This window comes from Bradyrhizobium sp. S3.7.6 (assembly GCF_054061875.1).
Genome location: NZ_JBSSEQ010000001.1, coordinates 5,327,289 through 5,346,894, shown reverse-complemented (window position 1 = coordinate 5,346,894; position 19,606 = coordinate 5,327,289). Strand labels below are relative to the sequence as shown.

Below are 19,606 nucleotides of genomic sequence, written 5' to 3'. Positions count from 1 at the left end.
GCCGGGAAAATAATTGAGCGTCGACGTCCCTAAACCGGGGCGTCAATCCGTATTTCCAAAGAGGGCAACAAAAGTTGCCGCACAAATTGGCCGCGCCCACGGATGTACTGGACGTGCGCCATCATTTCATTTCTCAACAAATAGATAGGTTTGAAACGCCATGAGAAAGCGCAGGGCCACCCAGGTCGTCGCGCATCGACTGGGGCTGAATGTTAATCGCGTGGCCGCGCTGGTGCAGCGTGTCAGCGAAGCCGGCTTGCTACCCGTGACGACTGGCAGCACGCGGCCAGATCTATCCCACCGGCAACTCGCCACGCTGTTACTGGCTGCCATCGCCGACAATGGCCTGGGAAACGCGCCAGCCACGGTCCGGGAGGTTTCCGCGCTTACCGCCGGCAACCTGCGCCTCGACGATTGGCTCGAGTCTCTGATTGCGGGCCGCGTCGCCGCCGAGCCGATCTTGTCGGTCGTGCTTCAACTCGATCCCGCGGCTGTGACGGTGCTGACCGGCGCGACGCAATTGGAATTCGGCCAGTCCGTCCGCGCGGCAACCACTCGGGTCGTCGCAATCAGTGGCGAGGCACTCCGCGCGATAATCGAGGATTTTTCGGAATGAGCTGGGGAAGATTGGCGCGTTGGAATTACGCGAGATCGTTCGGTTTTGTCGAATACGATTATCCACCCGGCGAAGCGGTGTTCGTTCATGCCAGCGTGCTGCAGCACGCCGGAATCGAACCCTGCGACGGCGTTCCCGTCGAATTCGAAACCGAAGTCCACAGCGGAAAACTGCGCGTCAAGTGGGCGAAGCGCCTGCGCACTTGGGACGAGCCTGATCCCGAGGATGCTGAGGACGATCCACAGCGAAAAATCGCGGGCCGGATCGTGCACGTCAATGAAGGCAAACGTTACGTCTTCGTTGCGAGGGACGATAGGCGTGGCGTGCGCGTTTTCTGTCGGCTCGGGGACCTTCAGCGGACTGGCGTGCCCGCCGCAATCGGCACTCGCGTCCTTTTTGAAGTCGGTGAGCGCGATGGGCGCCCGGTCGTCGTCGGTATCGAGCACAACACACATGCTAACCACTGAATACGGAGTACTACAATTGGCTAAAACCAAATCCGAACCCACCTTGATCGACAAGATTGCGGCGGTGCATCCGAAATACGCGGCGCTCCTCACTAGGCAGCGCGAGCTTCTGCATAGACAGGACGCGCTTTATCTCGATCTGAACGACAGCGCGCCGCAAACCCTTGTGCGCACCGTTGATGCTGCCGGTGAGGAACGCGTCACGCTGAATGCCGGCAAAGTAAGCCTGGCGGAAACTGCGCGCCGGTCTGTTCTGGGCTGGGTCGCGCAACTGCCCAAACCGAAACCGCAGCCAATTGTGCGGCACGAGGGTGCAGTTGCGTTGGTCGGCGAACTGCTGAGCCCGCAGCCAGAGCATGAAATCAACCCGCCGCCGCTCCCGCCGAATTGGCCCGATGAGTCGCGCTACAAGGAAATTGGCCGGGAGTTGGAGAGCATCGCAGAGGCGCTGAAACTTCTTGCGCCTGAGTTGACGAAGGCGCGTCGAGAATATTCCAAACTGGTGGTGGCAGAGCGCGCGCCTGATTATCAGAAGCTCGTGGAGACCGTCGTCGATGCTTCGCGCCAGCTTGGTGACGCCGTGCTGGCCGCTCACGAATTCGTCGATCAGGCGCGCCTTGACGGCATCGAGCGGCGCTATCTGAAGCCGCTTTTGATGACGGAATTCGGCGACCTGGCTGAGCAATATTCCCCGCTGCGCTCAATTATCGAACGCGCAATCGAACTGAAACACGTAGGCGCCGGCAAGAGGCCGGACTGGAAGCTGCCGGCAAGCCATGAATTGATTTATTCCGGAGTTTGATAATGACGAAGAAGAAAGACAGCCGCGCTGAACTTCGCGGCCTGGTTGCTAAGCTGGACGCGGTATGCAGGGCGGACGTGGCAAAACACGTTGCGAAGAAAAAGCCAGCCAGCCGCAGCGCGCGTTTGCGGGAGGCCGAAGCCCAGGTGAAGGCCGCGAAGCCGCGTGATCAGCGGTTGGTTTGGAAAGAAATGGAGTAACGCCGCGCGCTGTTCCTCTGGCGGCGTGGCAGCGGGCGGGCGCGTTCGGGGAACAGCGCGTCCGCCCAACCAATTCTTTGCAACAAATGAGATTATATTATGCGTGACATTTCAAACGACATTTGCCTGCCGATGCCGTGCTCGGGTTGCGGGCGCAGCTGATGAAGGACCACAAATGAAATTGAATCTCGGCAACCTACCGCCCGAACTCACCGAACCGCCGCCCCAAGCTCGCGGCTGGATCGCCTTCCAGCCATCCACGGGCAAGGTCTGGCGGAAGGTCGACGGCCAGTGGTTTCGTATCGAAGAAGCACTAAAACGCATTGAGGAAAAGAAGTCTTGACCGCACTTAATTCATACTCCACCGGCACCGTCGCGGTTTCCGCGGACGGAACGACCGTCACCGGCACGAGCACGATTTGGTCCAGCGCCGGAAACGTCAAGCCTGGCGATCTTTTCCAGAGCGGGCATTTCCTCGCGACGATCACCGATGTCACCGACGACACGCATTTAGTCATTACGCCCTGGCCGGGCTCCACCGTGAGCGGTGCGTCCTACACCATCTGGAAGGTGTCGCAACAGCGCATCGTCGGCGAGACCTACGCGCGATCTGTTGACCAACTCGTCAGTGCGATGGACACGTCTGGATTCTTCGTGTTCGTAAACGTCAACCAGACCACACCGGACCCATCCCTCGGTGACGATGGGCAGTATGCTTTCCAGCCGACGACCGGCAAGACGTGGGCAAAGGTGGGCGGCGTCTGGACCTATCTCGGTATCTATAAGGCGTTTCAGCTAAAGGGCGCGTGGAGTGGTGCGACCGCTTATGCGGCTGGCGACGTCGTGACGCTGAGCGGGTCTAGCTACGTTTGCGTTCTCGACCACACCAACCACACGCCGCCTAACGCGACCTACTGGCAGTTGTTGGCGAGCAAGGGCGATCCGGGAACAAACGGCACTAACGGCTCTACAGGTGCGACGGGCGCAACCGGCGCCGGCTATGGCGGGACGTCGACGACGTCGCTCGCGATCGGCACGGGCTCCAAGGTGTTCACCACGCAAGCCGGGCTCGCCTACACCAACGGAGCGCGCGTGCGGGCCACTGCGACGGCTGGCGTTACAGGATGGCTCGAAGGTGTCGCGACTTATAGCGGCACAACGCTTACCATCACCAGCGACAAGACCAGCGGCAGCGGCACGGGGACGGCCTGGAATTTCAACCTGGCCGGCGAACCCGGCGCGGGCGACCTGTCGAGCGCGAATAATCTTTCGGATGTGGCAAATGCAGCGACCGCCGCAGCCAATCTAGCAGGCTGTTGAAGAACTCAGCCGCGTTCGCAAACGAGGCCTGAATCGTCGCCATTGTGTATGTAGAAATGGCCGACGAGCCTGCCAGCAGTGCCGATCATAACCCATCCGCGACCGCAGACGGGGTCATTCTCGTCGTGCCCTTCCCATGAGAACTCCGCGCAGGGCGAATCGTCTCGCGCGCCGTAGCGGACGTCGAGGAAGCCCTTCAGCGCACCGAAGGCGACTTCACCGTCGGACTTGCCATCGAAGGTGAGATGCGCCTCTTCGGCAAGATCGAGGAAGTCGCTGTCCCAGTTGTCCATTTCGACGATGCGCCAGCGGCCGGCAAAGGCCTTTGCGAAGCCGGGCACCTTGGCCATCAGCCGGTCTCCGCTATCAGTTTGGGCAGCCGCACCAGATTGTAGGCGGCGGCAGCGAAGGTAAAAGCCCATGCTACGCGATCACGGCCACGGAAGCTGGTCTTCTCTTGCCCGGCTACCGTCTTGATCCAGCCGAATGCCTCCTCGATGCGCTTGCGGATGCGCTGGCTGACGGCATAGCCGCCGTGCCGGGTCGTTCGCCCGTCGATCGCAGAGCTGCGGCCGCTGGTGTTCTGCGCAACATGCGGCGTCACGTTCATCGAGCGCAGCTCATTGACGAAGTCTTCTGTGTCGTAGGCCTTGTCGGCGCCAAGCGTGATCGCTGTCGGCCGATCAGCACGAGGCTCGATCATGTGTAGCGCGGCCACCCGTTCGGCATGCCCGTCAGCCAGCGTCAGGCAGGTGTCGACCACCAGGCCGTGGCGGTTCTCCATCAGTCCGTGCCCGATGAAGCACAGCTTCGTCTCCTTGCCTTTGCCCTTGCGGTACAGCCTGGCGTCCGGATCGGTGGTCGAAGCATGGGTGTCGTTCGAGCGCTTCTGGCCATGGAAGTCCGCTTCGGCATTGCGCCCGCCGCCTTGCGCCGGCGGCTCGCCCGCGCCGTCCTTAGGCTTGACGCTCTTCATCGAGGCCCAAGCCTCGATCAGCGTGCCATCGACCGAGAAGTGATCGCTCGACAGAAGCTTCTTCGCCTTGGGCTGCGACAGCACCGCGGCCAGGAACTTCGCCGCAATGTCGCCTTCCAGCAGTCGGTCGCGGTTCTTCGAGAACACCGAATGGTCCCAGACCGCCTCGTCGACGCCGATTCCGACGAACCAACGGAACAGCAGGTCGTATTCCAACCGCTCCATCAGAAGCCGCTCCGAGCGGATCGAGTAAAACGCCTGCAACAGCATCGCCCGCAGCAGCTTCTCCGGCGGGATCGACGGCCGCCCAATCGGCGAATAGAGCGCGGCAAACTCGCGCTCCAGCGCCGACAGCGCCTCGTTCACAATCGTCCGGGTCGCTCGCAGCGGATGATCACGCCGCACCCGCGCCTCCAGGTCAACGTAGCTGAACAGCTCGCCCGTTCGATTGTCCCCGCCGCGCACGCACCATCTCCGAATCTCGTCGGAGCCAATGAATCACGGTCGCCGGTCGACGGCGAGTGCCTTTTTCAACAGCCTGCTAGGGGTGGTTCGCTATGCGGCGGCGCAGTCGCTGACGAGCCCGCAGCAGGTGCAGGCGCGGGCCAATATTGGAGCGGCTGCATCCATCACGTCCATCACGGGATCGCTTGGCGCAGACGTGACGCTGAACAATACCTCAAACTACTTCGATGGACCTAGCGTCGCGCAGGGCACCTCGGGAACATGGTTTGTCAGCGCCACGGTGACGGTGGTGGACGCCGCGGCAGCTGCCGGCTTTTTGGTGAAGCTTTGGGACGGAACCACTGTGATAGCCGCCGCGGCTGATTTCACGTCCGCAGCCAGTCAGGATGCATCGATTGCGTTAAGTGGCATTATCACCAACCCTGCCGGAAATTTGCGGGTGAGTGTGCGCGACTACTCGTCAACTTCAGGGAAGATCGAGGCAAACCGAACGAACCAGGGCAATCGCGACAGCACGATTACTGCAATTAGGATTGCATAAGTACCTGCCCGAAGGTCTGTGACGACTGATGTTTGGCCGGACGCGGCCCTCCGACCAGCCTTTCTTTTGTCGAAATTCCGGCACTAGTTTTGGTTTTTGAAAAATGGAGAAGTTAAGTGGCTATGGGGACTGTAAAGTGGTTCAACCCGACGAAGGGTTACGGGTTCATTCAACCTGACAACGGCGGCAAGGACGTGTTTGTTCACATCTCGGCGGTTGAGAAGGCTGGTTACACGTCGCTCGCAGAGGGAGCCAAGGTGAGCTTCGACGTCGTGAACAACCGCGGCAAAGACTCTGCGGAAAATCTGCGGATCGGGTGATGCTGATCAAGCGGATGCCCTGTACGTGAAAAGGCCGCAGGGGCGGACCACTGCGGCCAGCCGGGTAAAATGATTAGGTGCAATATGGAGTCCAGCCCCGGCAAATAAAGCCTACCGCGACTTTACCGAGGCGCAATGTCATCCAGGCCACACTTGCAAAGAAACTTAATAGGTCAGTTTTGCTGACTGAGGGAGAGGGGAGGGCCCGCCGGGGCTGGCTATGACGAACCCTCCACCCAATGGCCGTAACTATCTAGGGCAGCTACGGCGCACGTCGCAGTTTGCGCTCGATCGCGTCATATTAATGTCAACTCAATATCGAAATTTGGCGGATTGACCGAGCGTGATCCATTACCGCTGATGGCCCAAACCAAAGCCCAACACCAACGCCTTCTGACGCAGCGCTCCCTCGGTGCGCTGAGTCATCTTGGATATTTTGACGACAGGCGTCCGTGCTTTGGAGTGCGCTCTGAGTTCCTTGATGTCGGCCTTAGTCCACTCGCGGCGAACAGTCTTCTTTGTCTTCTTGGCCAAGGCGGCGCTCCATCAATGTTGATGGCGCGGTCTAGCACATGGTGCGCGTTGCGCAACAAACACTCACTTTCATTTCGAAGATTTAATGGCCGACAACGAGCAACTAGTTCTATCTATTTCGGCTGACACACGAGCCATGCAACGCCAGCTTGATAAGCTGGTATCGTCTATTGGCAGCGTTGACAGCAACCTTGCGAGCGCCTTCACCAAGGCACCCAAGAAGATCGACGACGTCGCCAAATCGCTTGGTGCGGCTAAATTCCAGACTGCAAACCTCGCTGCGCATTACGGGTGCACAGCGAGTCGAAGGTACGTTGCGTCGCGCTACGCCTTCTGATGGGCTTTCATGTACGGGCCAAAAAGGCGCGGGGCTTCCTCGTAGAACTTGGCTATAGCCACGAATTCGTCTCCGCGTCTTTTGACCCATGTCGGGCGTTCTGGATCGATGAGATTTTGCATCATCGTGTTGGCGAGGTTTAAGTTGATCAGATGAAGGCGGATCTTCTCCACGTATTTTTGAACGTCCTCACCGAAGAAATAGGGCACGCGATCGATCGCTCGTCCGTACCGAAAAAATAAGTCGTCAGGAGCGGTGCCGCTACGGCAAGCCTCGCCCACTAATCCTCTAATGTCTTCAAAAATGGCGAGCCGCTTATCGAATAGATCGAGTACAATCTTTTCGTTGGAAGTTTTCCAGTTGCGCTCGGCAATGTCTGCCTGGACCTTCGCTACCGCGATCTGACTTTGGCCCAGGCGATAGGCGATCCAGCCAGCCGTGATCGCCGCAAAGACGGTTGATGCCGGAGCGGCATAGTCTTTGAAGCGGGCAGGATCACCTACAAGAATGGCTACTATTAGCCAGAAGGCAGTAGCCGCCAGTACCCCGAGGGCAACTTCAGAGCCGCCCTTATCCTTCATCGTCGTGCTCACGATAACCCTCTATGAGCCGATCCAGGTCGATCTTTTTAATTGACGCCACGATCGATCGGTCCACTTTCCATATGCGCGGTTGCGCGAATTTCCAACGCAGACATAGCTCCATTTGATTTTCGGGGCTGATGTTGTCGTAGTCACGGGGTTTGAAGATCGGGAGAACGGCATCTGCACCGGCGTCTAAAGATATAGTTGTATCGCCCTCAAACATCGTTTGAAGCACGCCTTCTAACGATTGCCCTTTGGCGACGCGCATCTTCCTGTGGTCTCCGTCCTTCCACGAAACCAGAATGGGTCGATCACTGGGATTTTTGAGATGCAGGAAGGGGACTATCTGACGGCTGCCTGCCATGAGCGGTCTAGCGACGATGACAGCCACGGGGACGTGCTTAACGTAGCGATCCCAAAGCAAGAGGCTGATAGCCAGCAATCCGGAAGCGGCGCCGACGGCCTTGGCAATCTCGTAGAGTGTATCCAATGCTGAACCTTTCGAATCGTTGATCGTAGCGCGAGGCAGGTCGAGTCAGCGGGCCGATCTGTATGACTTTATGAGCGACGGGCAGTGGACGGAGAATTCGCGGTCACCGCGAGGGTCGTTCGCGCAGTAGACGCAATATGATGCGGCATTCTCTCCGCGATAATCTGGATCAGATCCACCGCTGAGCATGAGCGTGGCGAGATTTTGCCTTTTATGGAAGATGAAGCCTCGTGCGCCGGCATAACCGCCCATGCGGTTCTTCGAGTTGACCATTCCGCAAGTCACTTCACCTTCATCGGGCGTAGAGACCTTGAAAAGGTCGGTGAAGCGCGCGGATTCGGGATCGGTGAGCTTGCGCACTAGCGCCGCCTTGGCATCAGCGAACTCGTCGGTGGGAGGTTTCTTGATCGCCGCCTTTGGTGCTTTGGCCGCTTTGTCGAAGCACGCCAGCCTGGCCTGTGTGTCAGCAATGGAAGTGCAGTCAGCCGCCCGAGCGGAATTGCCGCAAGCTGCAAACAGCGCGAGCGCTGCGAAAAACATCTTCATGGAAAGGCTCCCCCAACCCGCCGCCACCATAAGGCGAGCCAATCGGAGAGGGCAACTAGTCTTTAGCCGCGCCGCCCGCAATGGCCAGCCAGGCCGCTTCGCCTTCGGGGGTGATCCGATAGATTCTGTTTCCCCGCTGATCGTGGCCCGTGGCCTGAATAAAGCCGTGGAGCACGAGCCACAGCGCCGTTCGCGGCCAATGTGTGCTTAGGGCGATCGACGTCCCACGCGCCTCGAAACACAATTTCAAAGCTTCCCGCTCTCTCTTCGAAATTGGCCGCGCTTTATTTGCCTTGTCGGTCTCGGCACAATCCGAGCGCAGGCGTTCACGAAGATTGAGAGGGCCGTTTAGCCGAACATCTGACCGCACCAGAAAGCTGAGGGTGTGCTCACTGATAGGGCGCTCGGGCGTGAAATTCAGCCGGCCAACAGAAATTTCGAGCTTAGCGGGCACACGACATAAGTTGCGCATCTTCGCGATGGCCGCGAGTGTGGTGTAATCCTTGCCTGCAATCCGCTCAATGACAAGTCGTCCCCGGATAGCTTCACGTCGCAATCCGCTTGCGGTCATGCCGCCGCCAGGAAACGCGAGTTCTGCAGCCCTGCGCAGCCGTAGGGGAGCGTTCGGACTGACGACATCGGCGGAATTAGACATTGTGGCCTCCAAAGTCCGAAGGCTCGGAGCGTCAAGTCGATTCGTGTTGGGACAATGCTCGCCGACTAGCATTCCTGTGGACGCGGCGAAGCGCCCCAATGTCGGGGGTGGATTTGTTTATTTGGGACCGAAAGCGCTCAGGAGCCCTATCGCGATGGGTATCAGGGCGACGCAGGCCCACAAAGCTGGAGCGCCAGAGTTTAGACCGGCAATGAAGATCCCGATGCCAAAGCCGACGATAAAGGCCGAGATCGCATAGGCAACTACTGTGTCCATCGGTCGATCCACAAGCAACAGGATCGATGCCTCAAGGACGCGCCGCGGCACCAAACGTTCCAACGCGCGAAAGGGCCACTTAAGAAGGGGGTGGGGCTAGGCCTTCGGCTTCGCCAGCCTCACGCCCGGTCCGCCGTCGAGCGATTGGCCGTCATCTAGAAAGATGACGCCGGCAGATTCGAGCGCGGCACGGATGGCGGCTATGGAATGGCCGGGCGCCGTTGCGTCGGTCTCAACCCTGGACACGGTGTTTCTATGCACGCCCGATCTCTCCGCAAGGTCGCGAACGGTCCAATTCAACAAACCGCGCGCAGCTCTGATTTGTGCACTTGTCACCATGGTTAATTCCTGTATAGTGCATTTGTCACCATAAGGGTGATAAATGCACACTATAGGAACCCGCCCAATGCCGCAAGCCGCCGAATCCTACCGGACGATCCTCTCCCGACTCGTCAACACCCATACACATCTCACGGACCCGGCCCGCGGTCCGCTTCCCAACCAGATTGCCGACACGCTCGGTGCAGCCGCTTGCGAGATTCAAAAAGAAATCGTCGCCACTCCATCAGCAAGCTGGTCCGAGTTCGGTGCCAAGGCCTGCCTCCTTATCACCGAACTGACCACCGACCCCACCACGGGCTGGCTGGATGCGATTCGCGAGAGCCTGCGCGCCGACGTCGAGCGGCTGGGGGCGGCGGCCTAAGAGCACTCCCCGTGGAGGCCCGCCCCAGCTTTGCAGCTGGAGCGGGCGCCTCCCTGCCGAACGACCTCGCCATTTCGCTCATCTCAATGTCGCCAGCCGTTCTTGTCGAACACCGTCCTGAAGCCCTCAGGTGGCCGAGGCGGCTGCCCCTCCACCGGCACGTTGCAGCGGGGGCACGGCACGCCAGCTCCGCCACAAGGGCAAGTCCCGTCCCAAGGGTAGTCGCGATGGTTCTCGCAGACCCAGCCGATGTCTTCGCAAATGAAGCAATCCATCGTGCGCTTCTTCGGGCGGAGAGACGGCCCCGGCTGCAGGGGCTTAGGGGGTTAGGCCGGGGCCGCTCCGCCAGCTCGATTCGGCGAGCCAGCCAGAAATAACTGAAGAGCCGCAACAGCGGTTCCTGGGGCTACGCAGCGTGGGCGGGCACCCTCTATTAAAACGCAAGTAACGAATTGTTACAAATCAATCATTCGTACGGTGTGTGCCGCATTTGTTCTCAAGCGACCGTGTATAGACCGTGGAGTGCGTCGGCTCCCGCCGGCGAGGTAAGCAGAGCAGTTTTCTCAGGGGCGCGCCTTGCCCAATCCAGCCAACGACAACCAACGCGTTGTGCCTCGCGGCCTGCGGCGAGTGGATGCTGCGCGGTACATCGGTGTTTCACCGAGCTACTTTGACCGGAAGCGCAAAGAGGGCGAGGTTCCACCACCCAAGGTGATCTTGGGCGTGGATGTATGGGACCGCAACGACCTCGACCGCCTGTTTGATTGTGCATCAGTCGCAAATGACAACGACGACTATTGGGACAAGGCATGCAACGGCGAAAGCCTAAATTCGTAAACGAGTACATCGATAGGCACGGCAAGCCTCGCGTATATCTGCGACGACCGGGCAGGGCGCAAGTCGCCTTGCCCGCGCCGCTGTACACGCCAGAATTCTGGACGGCCTATCGTGCGGCCATGAGCACGGACGAACCGATGCCAGAGGTGCGGCGTGTCAAGGTCGGCAGCATAGCGGCGGCCGTGCGCGGCTATTATGGCTCGACTGAATTCAAGGTGCTGGCTGAAACGACAAAGGCCACCTATCGCGGCGTTCTGGACCGCTTCGTTGATAAGCACGGCGAAGGGCCGATTGCTGGCCTTCAGCCAAAACACATCAATAAGCTAATTGACGAGATGGCCGATACGCCATCCGCCGCGAGCAACTTCCGGAAGCGGCTTAAAGGTCTGATGGACTATGCCGTGTCGGCCGGGATGCGCAGTGATAATCCGGTGGTAGTCGCCAAGCGGGTCAAGCTGAAAACCACTGGTCATCGAACCTGGACTGAGGAAGATATCTCCGCATTCCGCAAGCGGCATAACATTGGCACACCGCTGCGGCTTGCAATGGAGGTGCTGTTGCACACCGGGCTGCGCCGCAGCGATGCGGTACGGCTGGGGTGGAAACATCTCACCAAGGACGGCTTCGTCATCAGCACAAAGAAGAGCCAGGGCCATGTTGAGTTGTGCATTCCGGTGCATAGCGACCTGGCGCGCTATATCGCCGATTGCCCGAAGGATGGCCCGGCCTTCATCGCAACTATGTACGGCCGCGCTCGCAGCGAGAAAGCGTTCTCCACGTGGATTAGCGAAGCGGCATGCGACGCTGGCCTGCCTCCGCGTTCATCGCCACACGGCTTGCGTAAAGCAGCGTGCCGACGCCTAGCGGAAACAGGCTGCACCGCGCTGGAGATTATGAGCATCACCGGCCACACCGATATCCGCGAAATCGAGCGGTATTGTCGCGAAGCTGCGCGCAAGAAACTTGCCGTATCCGCGATGGCGAAACTTGAAGGCGGGTTTGATATCCGATTGCCTAACCCACCGGACGAGTTAGGCAAAAACGACGATAACTTATTGAAATCATCGGCTGGAAAAACAGAATGGCGATCCCAGCAGGACTCGAACCTGCAACCCGCGGAGTAGAAACACGCCGGACGCGGCTGCAAAATCCGCTACTCAGCAAAGGCTTAGGTTGCGTCGTTGCGCAACTCCGGGGATTTCTCCGGGGTATTCCTTGAACAACGGCGTGTCGCCACCCATTTGGGCGATGCGTCCATAGCTCAACCGGACAGAGCGCCCTTTTCGTAAAGGGGAGGTTAGGGGTTCGAATCCCCTTGGAATACGAGCGCCGCGGTGTCCGTTGACGGGCCGCGGCGCTTTGCTTTCTGCGCCACGATCGCGAGCGGGGCCTGTGGGTGCGTTATTTTCGCCTCGGGGGTGTCGGTGTGCGGGGCCGGGGTGTTTGAACGCATGGGCGGGGCTCCTAGCGGGGTCTGGCTAGTCGTCTGTCATTCGGTCGGCGAACGACTTCGCCATTCCATGGAAAATCCACGCAAAAAAGAAGCCCACCACGATCGGGAGGAGCGTGGTGTATGCGAGTTTCGAAAAGTGAGGGAATACCTGCGCGATCCAGACTTGATCGTTGGAATAGGCCTGCAGCACCGGCAGGATGATGCCGCCGGCTCCGGCTGCGATCGCCAGGCCATTCCAAAAGCCCGCCTGGATCTTCAAGCGCTCGTTTTCCCTGCTCATTCGATCAACCCTTCGCCGTCATTCCCTTAGCTCTCCTCGCGCAAATTAGCTGCTCTGTACGCAGCCGCCAGCGCCTCCGGGCCGTGCTTGGCCTTAAACGCGGCCGCTACGGCTGCGGCGCGGCCGCAGCCGTCGGCGATTCAGCCGGTGCGGGCTGCGTTGCTGCTCGTCCGACCAGGGCGACGCCGATCACGAAGAAGATCGCGGCTGCCAGGGCCACCACGATGGCAGCGGACCTCGTGCCGTTGATCACTTTCTGCTGGCGTCGAAAGAAATCGGCCCGCGTCTCGCCGCTCTTCTGCATGTGGCCCGCCGGCCACTCCGTTTCTGTCGAGTTCAGAAAGTTGTTTAGGGATTCCTGGGTGGGGTGGGTGCCGGCGAGGTATGAGAAATTGAAGAACGAGATACCTCCTGCCGCTGTGACGCCGATGCACCCCGCGACAAAAGGCCAGATAGCCCACAGGACCGATGTGGCCTGCTTAGTACTTGGATATTTGCCTGCAATATAGGCCAGGACTGCGACGATAGCGCCGGCGTTCAGCAGGAAAAGCCACTTCAGCGTTTGAAGGCCGTACTCCTTGAATGAGGCCTCAGCGGCGGCCGCCGCCGTCGCCTTCTGCTTGGCGAATTCTAGCCGGCCCTCGAAATGATTGCGTCGCTCCTGGCGATCGGCGGCGCTGGCGTCGGCATAAATTTGCTTCGCAAGATCCTCGCTGCCGAGAGCGCCCTGCAGCGCCTTCATTCCCTCAATTGGGTTCATGGAGTTCGTAGTCATTCCTGGTCCATCCTCAGTTGCCCGAGCCCATCTTGGGTGGGTCGAAATCCGGTCGCACGTCGGCGCTCGCGCGGCGGGCGCCGCCGCCTTCGTGCATCACTCACGCGGGAACGGGTGGAGTAGGCATAATCAATAGCGCCGCAGCGCGGCGTCGGCTTCCTGTTCGGAGATCTGGCGCACGGCGGTCGATATTGCTGAGATCCGCGGTCTTAGCTCGACTTGGGTGCCTCAAGCGTCGGCGGAAAATGGAAGGTCGGCGCATGAGTTTTCTGGTGATGATCGAGATAGAACCAATCCCACGCCTCGTTAGGCAAAATGCCATCTACGTTTTGTGGATTTATCTCGGCGATCAAGTACGGACCCGTTTGAGGAAAAAAGGACTTCAATTTCACAGCCAAATCGCGTGCGCTGAGCCGAGATTTGACGCAGTACACTAGCGGAACGTAATTCCAAAAAGCCAAGATGTCGGCGCTGTCGAACAGATACTGAACCACCGCAGCGATGTTCACATCCACAACGCCGAAGGTGACACAGTAGGTCTTTACCGACGGGTTTATCATGATCGATCTATCGCGTTGTTCGCGGTTGGCGCGCTATTGATGAGCTTTGCGCTGTTGGGGTCTCTCTCGTCACCGATCAGCAGTAGGCGTTGCTGCGCTAGTTGATAGTGCTCGGTTTGGAGACGGTTTGGAGCCACCATAGACCAGTATACATATGAGGCCAGAGTGAAAGCCGTACATATGAGGAAGGGGATCCATGCGACCCACAACAAACTGTTTGTGACACCAATTAGCGGCGTTGCAAGGAGCGCGAGCGTCGCGCAGATCACGTCGAGCACCAACAACGGAGCAAGTATACTCGCCGTTTTAATTCGCTCGACGGCGGACATCAGCGGGCTGGTCGGAGAGAGTACCATAAATTTTCCCAACGGAAGCCACAACCCATACGCGATTGATCAGGTGTCAGCAACGATATCGAAGAGCTTATGAACATCTTACTACGTGACATCCGCCGCGCCGCCCGGAGGAAAATTTCAGCTCTCAGTCATGATGGAAAAGCGGCCGGAGCCGTCCGCCGCGATCTTCCAGGTGCCGCCGTAGACCTCGCGCATCGCCTCGGCTATCAGCAGCGCGCTCTCGAGCGGGCTCAAGCCCGCGCAGGCCTCCGCCAGCTGCGCCGCTAGGGCCTGGTCCTCCGGTCGCATCGGCCGCACCTTCATCGCTTGCTCTCGCCTTAGCTGCGCGCGCCCATCTGCGGCGGCTCAAAATCGGGCCGGATGTCGGCGTCGCGCTGGCCGCATTTCTGGCAGACGAATTTCGGCTCGAGATCTGACAGCCGAACATCGTCCGGCCATTGGTCGACCGTCTCCGGCGCCAGCGTGATGTGGTGGCCGCATTTGTAGTCGGCGCAGTAGACCAGCAGGCCGCGCGTGCCGCCGCGGCCGGCGCGCATTTCGCCGAGCGTAATCTTTTGCGCGCGTTTGTTCATTCGCCGCTCTTGTCGACCAGCTTTGCCGGCGCCGGCGTCACGTCGCGGGCGCTGTTGGTCTCTTCCATCGCCTGGCGCAGATCCTCGACGTTCGCCGCCGTGTAGAATGTGGCGGTCGTCTTGATGTCGGTGTGACCGAGCAGCTCCTGCACCACGCGGAGATTGCGGGTCTTGCGCAAGGTGCGCATGCCCGTGGTGTGGCGCAGGTCGTGAATGCGGGCCTTGACGCCGGCCTTTGCCCAGGTGCGGTCCTTGTGCGAGCCGAGGCCTTCATAGGTGATGGGGTGGCGGTCGCCCTTCATGCGGCGATCGTTCGGGTCGCGCCAGTTTTTCCAGTTGCGCTGCGCCTTCGTGGTGAAAACGAATTCGGCGTGATGACCGCGCCGGCGCCAGAGGATTGTGTAGGCCTCGCGCGTCAGCGGGATGGTGCGCCAGGTGCCGCCCTTGACCTGGACTTGAATCGTGGCGAGCTCAAAGTCGACTTGCGGCCAGGTGATCAGCATCTCGCGCCGGCGCAGGCCGGTGATGATCGCGAAGCGGCGCAGCTCGGCATAGTCGAGATCCTCGGCGGCATCGAGCGCGGTTTCCTCGGCCACTGAGATCTCCCGGATCGGATGCTTGGTCTCCTTCAGCCGATGCTTTTTCCAGGTCGGTTCGTTCGGCAGATAGGCGTTCCAGTTTTCCTTGCCCCGGCGCATCACGCGGCGCAGAAGGTCGATGGTGCGGTTGACCGTCGTCGCCGTGATCGCCCGCGTCAGGATCTTCTCGCGGCCGCGCTCGATCACGGTTGAATCGCGCCGCGTGTCCTTGCGCCGCTCCGCGACCAGGTGCGAGACCGTGTCGTCGGTGATGGCGTGCAGATCCGTGTTGCGGCCGAGGACCTTCACGATCTTGTCGAGCGCGCTCTTGATCTTTTTGTCGGCGAGATGCTGGCCGTGTTCGTTCCACCAGCGGTCGCAGGCCCGGCCCAGCGTCAGCGGGGCGCGTTGCTCGGCTCGCTCGCGCTCGAGCTGGGCTCGCGCCTCGCGCTTTTTCTCGGCCTCGACCTGGCGGGCCTCGAGTTCATCGTTCCGTTCCGTGGAGCCGTAAAAGCGACGACGTTGGATCTGGAATTCGTATTGCCAGAATTGCGATCGCTTGTCGCGGTAGATGGACATGCCCCGTTGTCCCCTGTCAGAAACGCCTCGATGTCCGCGCGCGAAAAGCAGCGGTGCGGCTTCTTGCGGCCGCAGCCCAGGATCCGGCTGGGCAGGCGACCGGCGTCAATATGGCGCTTGATGGTTTTCCGGTCCATCGGGAGCAGCCGCGCCAGCTGTGGAACGTCGATGGTGACGAACGCTGCAAAATGGGACTCGAGGGCGGGGGAGAGGGGGGTCATTTGCCCTCCGGCCGGTCAGACGTGTTTAGCTGCTTGGCGATCGCGCCACTGGATAAGGGGACGGTCACGGCCATCTCTCGATCGCCGCCAGGACGATCTCGCCCAAAAGCTTCACCAACATCATCCAGAGGACTCGATCGCTCGTTGACCGTTTCTTTCGTTTCGCCATCGGGGTCTCCGCCATGCACGCTGGCCAGACCGAGGTGGTCTGACTCTGCGGGACACTGCGGGGCCGATGGTTGTCGGGCTGGCACAGCGTTGCCTGCCGGATGTCGGGGGACGTCATTTATGAGCCTCTCTATAGGGGAGACGGGCGGGATGCTGTCTCCTGATAGGGAGGGGAAAGACGTGATTATCGGAGCGAACAGGTCCGACGTGGCTTCGGGTTGTGGCGCCGCGCTCATTGCCGACCCTCCAGCCGCCGGCAGCATTCGCCCTGGCACGCGCCGCAGACCATACAGCTGCCATCGAGGTCGACCTCGTTGGTCTCGCAGCGCCGCGGTGGGGCATCGTCGTCTGCGGCTGCGCGGGCGATGGTGCGGGTACAATCGAGCATGCGGGCGATCATCGCCTCGCATTCGGTGAGGTCGAGGTGCTGCACGCCGCGTGCGAGCAGGTCGCGGCGCAGCGCGCCGGCCATGATGATGCTAATGCCGCTCATGGTGCCTCTGTCCGTTTGTGATGAACCATTCCGCCCCGGATCTCTGCGCGGCCGCTGGCGATCAGGCGCGCGATCGGCCCGTCGCCGATCGTTTTCGTGCCAAACCGCCAGCCGCCGCGCGGGCGCCGCTCGAGGGGCTGGATTTCGAGCAGGCGCAAGATGAGTTTCTGATGGGGGTCGCTGTTAAGGCGCCGCCGGTGTGGGTTCGACGGCCGCGGCGACCGGGCGCGCGCGGCGCAGCTGCGCGAGCAGAAACGCTGGGTGGCGCGATGGGGCCGAAACTCCGCCCCGCAGCCGCATGTCCCGGAATGCGTCATGGGCGGGGCCGCCGGAATGCCGGCCGCAGCGGCGCCTCGAGCGCGCAGTCGATGCGGCCGGCGATCGCCTCCGGCGCGAAGGCGCGATGATCAAGCAGCTCGGCGATGCGCGCGGTGCGTGCAGTCACGAATTGCGCGGTCGTGCGCGCGCCGGTTGTTTCGGCGGTTGTGTCTGCCACATTTTCCTGAGTGTGCGGTATGCACCTTGTGCCATTCATCCCACTATCCTCACTCCGTAGAAGGCCCGACCTTATTCCCATGGCGAAAACTCGGGCCTCGGCAGTATTCCTTGGAACATGCAACCGGCGCGGGACGCTGGACAAACCCCACGCCGGCGGCGGACCATTACACAAGAAGTGTAACTAGGTCCACTTAATTACACGCCGCGTGGTATGCGGTCTGTTTGGGAGTGGGAATATGCTGACGAAGATCGCTTCAAAAAATACGGACAGGACGCGGCGCGCGGCCATCGAGCTGGCCGTCCAGTTGCCGGAGGATATCAATGAGGCGCGTGCCGTGCTGGTGCAGCTCGGCGAGCTGCTGGAGGGCTTCTTGATTCGCGCGCCGCGGGAGGTCTGGACCAGGCCCGCGCATCCGGTCGACCCTCGGAGTGGCCGCATCGCTCATGAACTCGCGCTGTGCTGGACGGCCGCTGGCGCGGTGGCGCTCGCGCCGGCCGCGGCGCTGCTCTCGCGTCTGCTCGACTGCGAGTTGGTTTCCGGCTTCGTCCTGTTTTCGGGGGTTGCGGCTGCTTCGCTGGTCTTTGGCCAGCTCTATGGCGTGATCTTCTCGGCGCTCGCCGTGCTGGCCCACAATCTGCTGTCGGTGCCGCCGGCCTATGAGTTCTCCGTGCCGACGCGCGGCGAGTTGGTTCGTGCCGTGGGCTTCGTGCTGCTGGCAATCACCCTGCCGGCGATCGCGGGCGGGGCGCAGAGGCTTCGTGCTCTGGCCGTCAGCGGCGCTTGGCCTCTTTCCGCTGCTGGTCGTCGATCTGCATCGCCAGTTCTGCCGGAAGCGCCGAGCGTATGTCCCGATAAATGAAATCGAGGCTGGCGCCGGTCGCGGCGCAGACCTTGAGGGCTTGGTCGACCGAGATGCGGCGGAAGCCGCGTTCGTAGTTGTTCCATGCCTGCTGCTCGATCTTGACCAGGCGACAGAACGTTGCCTGGTTCAATTGCTTTGCCTCGCGCAGCCAGCGCAGTCGGTTGCCTATCTCTTTGATTTGATCCGCCATTCTGGGTGGCATGATCGGCGTAAACGCCGCGTTTAATCCATCATCAATGTGTGGATTTTGCAAATTACACATTACGTGTAATGAATCGTCCGCATGAATGATTCGCGGCTCCAGCTTCTGACCACGGTCGAGAGCGTCCTCAAGGCGCTCGGCGGGGGCAGTGCCGCCGCCAGGATGTTCGAGGGCGGTACTCCGCAGATCATGAGCAATGCGATCGCACGCGGTCGCCTGCCGCCGTCGACCTTTCTGATCTTCACCGAGGAGCTTCGTGAGCGGGGGTACCGCGCCCCGCCGGAGCTGTGGGGCATCCAAAGCGGGCAACTCGGTTAGCGGCGTCGTTTCGGGCAGGGGCATCATGGGGCGGACGACCTACAGCAGCACGGCGAGACTGGCAAAAAAGCCGACCGATCAGCTGATCGGCAAAGACCGACCGGTTGACCGGTGGTTTTTGCCCATCGCCCTGACATTCCGAAAGAATTTCCCGCAGAAAACTGCCGAGGTTCTGGCCGACATGGCTGGCCTTCGCGACGTCCGGCCGGCCGAGCTTTGGCTCGAGGGCCGCCGGGCGCCGAGCGGCGAGGCGCTCGCGCGGATGATCATCTCGGCCCATGGCGACCTCGTCATTCGCGCCCTGACCCAGGGGTGCGGGCAGGCATGGGTCAAGCGCCATCGCCGCATCGAAAGCCTGGCGGCCGCGCGCGCCGACGTCGAGGCCGCCCAACGTCGTCTTGCCGAGGCCGAAAGGGGGATTGAGCCATGACCGACATTGCTGCCCGTCTCGCAGATCCTGACGATCTCCGCTTTCTGGTCATGCTGGCGGCCGCGCTCCTGGTCGGCGCCGGCCTGGCGATCGCCGCCGGCGCGCAGCCGTTCCTGCATCGCGCGGACGGCGGTTTCGGCTTCCGCTGGGTGAAGCGGCAATGAGGGCGGCCCGCGCCATCCTGTTTGGGCTCGACCGTCGGCTGATCGTCGGCGCGGTCCGCGTCGTCATCGCCGACGAGGCGCCTAAGGTGATCCTCTACGACGGCGACCCGTTCCTGCCGATGCCCGTGCCGCCCGGCTGGGACGCAGCCGTGCTCGCTTACGGCCAGGAGCGTCCGTACCGCGCCGATGACGGCCTGCTCGAGGTGGCGTCATGAGCGGCCGCGCCTTCGCTACCGTCAAGATGATCGAGGCCGCCGCGGCCCGCGCGCTCGCCAACGGTCACGACCTCAAGTCCTGGACCGCGCACCGCATCGCGCATGACCTGATGCGGTACGACGCCGATTTCGAGGGCTGCGATTACACGCAGCTGGTCTCGGTGGCGCAGCTCTGGCGTAAGGGGTTTCTGGCATGAGCGCGGACCAGGGGC

General features: G+C 61.0%; 36 protein-coding genes and 1 pseudogene. 18 read left to right on the top strand and 19 right to left on the bottom strand.

The window, feature by feature from the left end:
- Positions 1-160 precede the first annotated feature (160 nt).
- The 6 genes from ACVJ5M_RS26075 to ACVJ5M_RS26050 all read left to right on the top strand — a co-directional run bounded on the left by ACVJ5M_RS26075 (position 161) and on the right by ACVJ5M_RS26050 (position 3,405).
- Positions 161-616: a hypothetical protein gene (locus ACVJ5M_RS26075; RefSeq protein ID WP_354099590.1), complete on the top strand. Its 456-nt coding sequence runs from the start codon at positions 161-163 to the stop codon at positions 614-616.
- Positions 613-1,083 carry a cold-shock protein gene (locus ACVJ5M_RS26070; RefSeq protein WP_354099591.1) on the top strand — a complete coding sequence of 157 codons (471 nt, stop codon included), beginning with the start codon at positions 613-615 and terminating at the stop codon, positions 1,081-1,083. Before ACVJ5M_RS26075 ends, ACVJ5M_RS26070 begins: the two co-directional genes overlap by 4 nt.
- Before the next feature lie 16 nt (positions 1,084-1,099).
- On the top strand, positions 1,100-1,885 hold the full coding sequence (locus ACVJ5M_RS26065; protein WP_354099592.1) for a hypothetical protein: 786 nt from the start codon (positions 1,100-1,102) through the stop codon (positions 1,883-1,885).
- A gap of 2 nt (positions 1,886-1,887) precedes the next feature.
- A complete protein-coding gene (locus tag ACVJ5M_RS26060) occupies positions 1,888-2,085 on the top strand; it encodes a hypothetical protein (RefSeq protein WP_354099593.1) in 198 nt (65 codons plus the stop codon).
- 175 nt (positions 2,086-2,260) lie between these two features.
- Positions 2,261-2,428, top strand: coding sequence for a hypothetical protein (locus tag ACVJ5M_RS26055; RefSeq protein WP_354099594.1), 168 nt, complete (start codon positions 2,261-2,263; stop codon positions 2,426-2,428).
- Positions 2,425-3,405: a carbohydrate-binding protein gene (locus ACVJ5M_RS26050; RefSeq protein ID WP_456679425.1), complete on the top strand. Its 981-nt coding sequence runs from the start codon at positions 2,425-2,427 to the stop codon at positions 3,403-3,405. Before ACVJ5M_RS26055 ends, ACVJ5M_RS26050 begins: the two co-directional genes overlap by 4 nt.
- A gap of 5 nt (positions 3,406-3,410) precedes the next feature.
- Here the strand turns inward: ACVJ5M_RS26050 and ACVJ5M_RS26045 are convergent, their stop codons facing one another.
- Entirely contained in the window at positions 3,411-3,755 is a 345-nt protein-coding gene (locus tag ACVJ5M_RS26045) for a hypothetical protein (protein ID WP_354081277.1), read from the bottom strand.
- Positions 3,755-4,846: an IS5 family transposase gene (locus ACVJ5M_RS26040; RefSeq protein WP_354081279.1), complete on the bottom strand. Its 1,092-nt coding sequence runs from the start codon at positions 4,844-4,846 to the stop codon at positions 3,755-3,757. Before ACVJ5M_RS26040 ends, ACVJ5M_RS26045 begins: the two co-directional genes overlap by 1 nt.
- 28 nt (positions 4,847-4,874) lie before the next feature.
- Between ACVJ5M_RS26040 and ACVJ5M_RS26035 the strand changes: the two genes are divergently transcribed.
- Together ACVJ5M_RS26035 and ACVJ5M_RS26030 are read left to right on the top strand one after the other, a co-directional pair.
- Positions 4,875-5,387: a hypothetical protein gene (locus ACVJ5M_RS26035; protein WP_456679424.1), complete on the top strand. Its 513-nt coding sequence runs from the start codon at positions 4,875-4,877 to the stop codon at positions 5,385-5,387.
- 116 nt (positions 5,388-5,503) lie between these two features.
- Complete coding sequence (locus tag ACVJ5M_RS26030) at positions 5,504-5,707, top strand: cold-shock protein (RefSeq protein ID WP_085398124.1); 204 nt, start codon at positions 5,504-5,506, stop codon at positions 5,705-5,707.
- A gap of 351 nt (positions 5,708-6,058) precedes the next feature.
- Here ACVJ5M_RS26030 and ACVJ5M_RS26025 read toward each other — a convergent pair whose 3' ends face one another.
- The gene (locus ACVJ5M_RS26025; protein WP_354099596.1) at positions 6,059-6,241 is read right to left on the bottom strand and encodes a hypothetical protein; all 183 of its coding nucleotides are present in this window, start codon (positions 6,239-6,241) and stop codon (positions 6,059-6,061) included.
- A gap of 85 nt (positions 6,242-6,326) precedes the next feature.
- Between ACVJ5M_RS26025 and ACVJ5M_RS26020 the strand changes: the two genes are divergently transcribed.
- Positions 6,327-6,578, top strand: coding sequence for a hypothetical protein (locus tag ACVJ5M_RS26020; RefSeq protein ID WP_354099597.1), 252 nt, complete (start codon positions 6,327-6,329; stop codon positions 6,576-6,578).
- Here the strand turns inward: ACVJ5M_RS26020 and ACVJ5M_RS26015 are convergent.
- From ACVJ5M_RS26015 to ACVJ5M_RS25995, 5 genes are all read right to left on the bottom strand, one after another.
- Entirely contained in the window at positions 6,566-7,171 is a 606-nt protein-coding gene (locus ACVJ5M_RS26015; RefSeq protein ID WP_231141952.1) for a hypothetical protein, read from the bottom strand. The two genes, ACVJ5M_RS26020 and ACVJ5M_RS26015, sit on opposite strands and share 13 nt — an antisense overlap.
- The gene (locus tag ACVJ5M_RS26010; protein WP_354099598.1) at positions 7,149-7,652 is read right to left on the bottom strand and encodes a hypothetical protein; all 504 of its coding nucleotides are present in this window, start codon (positions 7,650-7,652) and stop codon (positions 7,149-7,151) included. The genes ACVJ5M_RS26015 and ACVJ5M_RS26010 overlap by 23 nt, the downstream gene beginning before the upstream one ends.
- Positions 7,653-7,697: 45 nt before the next feature.
- The gene (locus tag ACVJ5M_RS26005) at positions 7,698-8,198 is read right to left on the bottom strand and encodes a hypothetical protein (protein ID WP_354099599.1); all 501 of its coding nucleotides are present in this window, start codon (positions 8,196-8,198) and stop codon (positions 7,698-7,700) included.
- A gap of 55 nt (positions 8,199-8,253) precedes the next feature.
- The gene (locus tag ACVJ5M_RS26000; protein WP_354099600.1) at positions 8,254-8,853 is read right to left on the bottom strand and encodes a hypothetical protein; all 600 of its coding nucleotides are present in this window, start codon (positions 8,851-8,853) and stop codon (positions 8,254-8,256) included.
- Between the two features lie 372 nt (positions 8,854-9,225).
- Entirely contained in the window at positions 9,226-9,468 is a 243-nt protein-coding gene (locus ACVJ5M_RS25995) for a helix-turn-helix domain-containing protein (protein ID WP_354099601.1), read from the bottom strand.
- Between the two features lie 67 nt (positions 9,469-9,535).
- Here ACVJ5M_RS25995 and ACVJ5M_RS25990 point away from each other — a divergent pair, with 67 nt between their 5' ends.
- The 3 genes from ACVJ5M_RS25990 to ACVJ5M_RS25980 all read left to right on the top strand — a co-directional run bounded on the left by ACVJ5M_RS25990 (position 9,536) and on the right by ACVJ5M_RS25980 (position 11,793).
- Complete coding sequence (locus tag ACVJ5M_RS25990; protein ID WP_354099602.1) at positions 9,536-9,832, top strand: hypothetical protein; 297 nt, start codon at positions 9,536-9,538, stop codon at positions 9,830-9,832.
- A 576-nt stretch (positions 9,833-10,408) separates the two neighbouring features.
- Positions 10,409-10,669: a helix-turn-helix transcriptional regulator gene (locus tag ACVJ5M_RS25985; RefSeq protein WP_354099603.1), complete on the top strand. Its 261-nt coding sequence runs from the start codon at positions 10,409-10,411 to the stop codon at positions 10,667-10,669.
- Positions 10,670-10,737: 68 nt separating this feature from the next.
- A complete protein-coding gene (locus tag ACVJ5M_RS25980) occupies positions 10,738-11,793 on the top strand; it encodes a tyrosine-type recombinase/integrase (RefSeq protein ID WP_354099604.1) in 1,056 nt (351 codons plus the stop codon).
- A gap of 354 nt (positions 11,794-12,147) precedes the next feature.
- On the opposite strand, the gene ACVJ5M_RS25975 is transcribed toward ACVJ5M_RS25980, so the two are convergent.
- The 10 genes and pseudogenes from ACVJ5M_RS25975 to ACVJ5M_RS25930 form a co-directional block, all read right to left on the bottom strand.
- Entirely contained in the window at positions 12,148-12,402 is a 255-nt protein-coding gene (locus ACVJ5M_RS25975) for a hypothetical protein (protein ID WP_354099605.1), read from the bottom strand.
- Positions 12,403-12,508: 106 nt separating this feature from the next.
- Positions 12,509-13,177 carry a hypothetical protein gene (locus tag ACVJ5M_RS25970; RefSeq protein ID WP_354099606.1) on the bottom strand — a complete coding sequence of 223 codons (669 nt, stop codon included), beginning with the start codon at positions 13,175-13,177 and terminating at the stop codon, positions 12,509-12,511.
- Between the two features lie 209 nt (positions 13,178-13,386).
- Complete coding sequence (locus ACVJ5M_RS25965; protein ID WP_354099607.1) at positions 13,387-13,737, bottom strand: hypothetical protein; 351 nt, start codon at positions 13,735-13,737, stop codon at positions 13,387-13,389.
- A 473-nt stretch (positions 13,738-14,210) separates the two neighbouring features.
- A complete protein-coding gene (locus ACVJ5M_RS25960; RefSeq protein WP_354099608.1) occupies positions 14,211-14,396 on the bottom strand; it encodes a hypothetical protein in 186 nt (61 codons plus the stop codon).
- Positions 14,397-14,410: 14 nt separating this feature from the next.
- Positions 14,411-14,665 (bottom strand): hypothetical protein, encoded by a 255-nt coding sequence (locus tag ACVJ5M_RS25955; protein WP_354099609.1) that lies wholly within the window; start codon positions 14,663-14,665, stop codon positions 14,411-14,413.
- Entirely contained in the window at positions 14,662-15,822 is a 1,161-nt protein-coding gene (locus ACVJ5M_RS25950; protein WP_354099610.1) for a tyrosine-type recombinase/integrase, read from the bottom strand. Before ACVJ5M_RS25950 ends, ACVJ5M_RS25955 begins: the two co-directional genes overlap by 4 nt.
- Positions 15,823-15,848: 26 nt before the next feature.
- A pseudogene (locus ACVJ5M_RS25945) lies at positions 15,849-16,043 on the bottom strand (helix-turn-helix domain-containing protein); the annotation flags it as partial.
- A gap of 400 nt (positions 16,044-16,443) precedes the next feature.
- On the bottom strand, positions 16,444-16,704 hold the full coding sequence (locus ACVJ5M_RS25940; RefSeq protein WP_354099611.1) for a hypothetical protein: 261 nt from the start codon (positions 16,702-16,704) through the stop codon (positions 16,444-16,446).
- Positions 16,701-16,862, bottom strand: coding sequence for a hypothetical protein (locus tag ACVJ5M_RS25935; RefSeq protein ID WP_354099612.1), 162 nt, complete (start codon positions 16,860-16,862; stop codon positions 16,701-16,703). Before ACVJ5M_RS25935 ends, ACVJ5M_RS25940 begins: the two co-directional genes overlap by 4 nt.
- Before the next feature lie 155 nt (positions 16,863-17,017).
- Positions 17,018-17,200: a hypothetical protein gene (locus tag ACVJ5M_RS25930; RefSeq protein ID WP_354099613.1), complete on the bottom strand. Its 183-nt coding sequence runs from the start codon at positions 17,198-17,200 to the stop codon at positions 17,018-17,020.
- A 238-nt stretch (positions 17,201-17,438) separates the two neighbouring features.
- Here ACVJ5M_RS25930 and ACVJ5M_RS25925 point away from each other — a divergent pair, with 238 nt between their 5' ends.
- On the top strand, positions 17,439-18,062 hold the full coding sequence (locus tag ACVJ5M_RS25925) for a DUF4118 domain-containing protein (RefSeq protein WP_354099614.1): 624 nt from the start codon (positions 17,439-17,441) through the stop codon (positions 18,060-18,062).
- Here ACVJ5M_RS25925 and ACVJ5M_RS25920 read toward each other — a convergent pair.
- On the bottom strand, positions 17,974-18,255 hold the full coding sequence (locus ACVJ5M_RS25920; RefSeq protein WP_456679423.1) for a helix-turn-helix domain-containing protein: 282 nt from the start codon (positions 18,253-18,255) through the stop codon (positions 17,974-17,976). The two genes, ACVJ5M_RS25925 and ACVJ5M_RS25920, sit on opposite strands and share 89 nt — an antisense overlap.
- Before the next feature lie 93 nt (positions 18,256-18,348).
- On the opposite strand from ACVJ5M_RS25920, the gene ACVJ5M_RS25915 reads away from it, so the two are divergent.
- Genes ACVJ5M_RS25915 through ACVJ5M_RS25895 form a run of 5 tightly spaced genes read left to right on the top strand, consistent with a single transcriptional unit; the run spans position 18,349 to position 19,591 of the window.
- The gene (locus tag ACVJ5M_RS25915; RefSeq protein WP_456679422.1) at positions 18,349-18,585 is read left to right on the top strand and encodes a hypothetical protein; all 237 of its coding nucleotides are present in this window, start codon (positions 18,349-18,351) and stop codon (positions 18,583-18,585) included.
- 25 nt (positions 18,586-18,610) lie between these two features.
- Positions 18,611-19,015, top strand: coding sequence for a hypothetical protein (locus tag ACVJ5M_RS25910; RefSeq protein ID WP_354099616.1), 405 nt, complete (start codon positions 18,611-18,613; stop codon positions 19,013-19,015).
- Entirely contained in the window at positions 19,012-19,179 is a 168-nt protein-coding gene (locus ACVJ5M_RS25905; protein ID WP_354099617.1) for a hypothetical protein, read from the top strand. Before ACVJ5M_RS25910 ends, ACVJ5M_RS25905 begins: the two co-directional genes overlap by 4 nt.
- On the top strand, positions 19,176-19,394 hold the full coding sequence (locus ACVJ5M_RS25900) for a hypothetical protein (RefSeq protein ID WP_354099618.1): 219 nt from the start codon (positions 19,176-19,178) through the stop codon (positions 19,392-19,394). Before ACVJ5M_RS25905 ends, ACVJ5M_RS25900 begins: the two co-directional genes overlap by 4 nt.
- Positions 19,391-19,591: a hypothetical protein gene (locus ACVJ5M_RS25895; RefSeq protein WP_354099619.1), complete on the top strand. Its 201-nt coding sequence runs from the start codon at positions 19,391-19,393 to the stop codon at positions 19,589-19,591. Before ACVJ5M_RS25900 ends, ACVJ5M_RS25895 begins: the two co-directional genes overlap by 4 nt.
- Positions 19,592-19,606: the final 15 nt, after the last annotated feature.

What these genes read in the sequence shown, in the direction of transcription:
- ACVJ5M_RS25905 (WP_354099617.1), top strand. Translation starts at nt 19,012, where the DNA reads ATGACCGACATTGCTGCCCGTCTCGCAGATCCTGACGATCTCCGCTTT.
- ACVJ5M_RS25990 (WP_354099602.1), top strand. Translation starts at nt 9,536, where the DNA reads ATGCCGCAAGCCGCCGAATCCTACCGGACGATCCTCTCCCGACTCGTC.
- ACVJ5M_RS26020 (WP_354099597.1), top strand. Translation starts at nt 6,327, where the DNA reads ATGGCCGACAACGAGCAACTAGTTCTATCTATTTCGGCTGACACACGA.
- ACVJ5M_RS25925 (WP_354099614.1), top strand. Translation starts at nt 17,439, where the DNA reads ATGCTGACGAAGATCGCTTCAAAAAATACGGACAGGACGCGGCGCGCG.
- ACVJ5M_RS26000 (WP_354099600.1), bottom strand. Translation starts at nt 8,853, where the DNA reads ATGTCTAATTCCGCCGATGTCGTCAGTCCGAACGCTCCCCTACGGCTG.
- ACVJ5M_RS25920 (WP_456679423.1), bottom strand. Translation starts at nt 18,255, where the DNA reads ATGGCGGATCAAATCAAAGAGATAGGCAACCGACTGCGCTGGCTGCGC.
- ACVJ5M_RS25895 (WP_354099619.1), top strand. Translation starts at nt 19,391, where the DNA reads ATGAGCGGCCGCGCCTTCGCTACCGTCAAGATGATCGAGGCCGCCGCG.
- ACVJ5M_RS25950 (WP_354099610.1), bottom strand. Translation starts at nt 15,822, where the DNA reads ATGTCCATCTACCGCGACAAGCGATCGCAATTCTGGCAATACGAATTC.
- ACVJ5M_RS26035 (WP_456679424.1), top strand. Translation starts at nt 4,875, where the DNA reads ATGAATCACGGTCGCCGGTCGACGGCGAGTGCCTTTTTCAACAGCCTG.
- ACVJ5M_RS26055 (WP_354099594.1), top strand. Translation starts at nt 2,261, where the DNA reads ATGAAATTGAATCTCGGCAACCTACCGCCCGAACTCACCGAACCGCCG.
- ACVJ5M_RS25965 (WP_354099607.1), bottom strand. Translation starts at nt 13,737, where the DNA reads ATGATAAACCCGTCGGTAAAGACCTACTGTGTCACCTTCGGCGTTGTG.
- ACVJ5M_RS25940 (WP_354099611.1), bottom strand. Translation starts at nt 16,704, where the DNA reads ATGAGCGGCATTAGCATCATCATGGCCGGCGCGCTGCGCCGCGACCTG.
- ACVJ5M_RS25960 (WP_354099608.1), bottom strand. Translation starts at nt 14,396, where the DNA reads ATGAAGGTGCGGCCGATGCGACCGGAGGACCAGGCCCTAGCGGCGCAG.
- ACVJ5M_RS26075 (WP_354099590.1), top strand. Translation starts at nt 161, where the DNA reads ATGAGAAAGCGCAGGGCCACCCAGGTCGTCGCGCATCGACTGGGGCTG.
- ACVJ5M_RS26005 (WP_354099599.1), bottom strand. Translation starts at nt 8,198, where the DNA reads ATGAAGATGTTTTTCGCAGCGCTCGCGCTGTTTGCAGCTTGCGGCAAT.
- ACVJ5M_RS25900 (WP_354099618.1), top strand. Translation starts at nt 19,176, where the DNA reads ATGAGGGCGGCCCGCGCCATCCTGTTTGGGCTCGACCGTCGGCTGATC.
- ACVJ5M_RS25915 (WP_456679422.1), top strand. Translation starts at nt 18,349, where the DNA reads ATGAATGATTCGCGGCTCCAGCTTCTGACCACGGTCGAGAGCGTCCTC.
- ACVJ5M_RS26070 (WP_354099591.1), top strand. Translation starts at nt 613, where the DNA reads ATGAGCTGGGGAAGATTGGCGCGTTGGAATTACGCGAGATCGTTCGGT.
- ACVJ5M_RS25995 (WP_354099601.1), bottom strand. Translation starts at nt 9,468, where the DNA reads ATGGTGACAAGTGCACAAATCAGAGCTGCGCGCGGTTTGTTGAATTGG.
- ACVJ5M_RS25910 (WP_354099616.1), top strand. Translation starts at nt 18,611, where the DNA reads ATGGGGCGGACGACCTACAGCAGCACGGCGAGACTGGCAAAAAAGCCG.
- ACVJ5M_RS25955 (WP_354099609.1), bottom strand. Translation starts at nt 14,665, where the DNA reads ATGAACAAACGCGCGCAAAAGATTACGCTCGGCGAAATGCGCGCCGGC.
- ACVJ5M_RS26060 (WP_354099593.1), top strand. Translation starts at nt 1,888, where the DNA reads ATGACGAAGAAGAAAGACAGCCGCGCTGAACTTCGCGGCCTGGTTGCT.
- ACVJ5M_RS25970 (WP_354099606.1), bottom strand. Translation starts at nt 13,177, where the DNA reads ATGACTACGAACTCCATGAACCCAATTGAGGGAATGAAGGCGCTGCAG.
- ACVJ5M_RS26045 (WP_354081277.1), bottom strand. Translation starts at nt 3,755, where the DNA reads ATGGCCAAGGTGCCCGGCTTCGCAAAGGCCTTTGCCGGCCGCTGGCGC.
- ACVJ5M_RS25975 (WP_354099605.1), bottom strand. Translation starts at nt 12,402, where the DNA reads ATGAGCAGGGAAAACGAGCGCTTGAAGATCCAGGCGGGCTTTTGGAAT.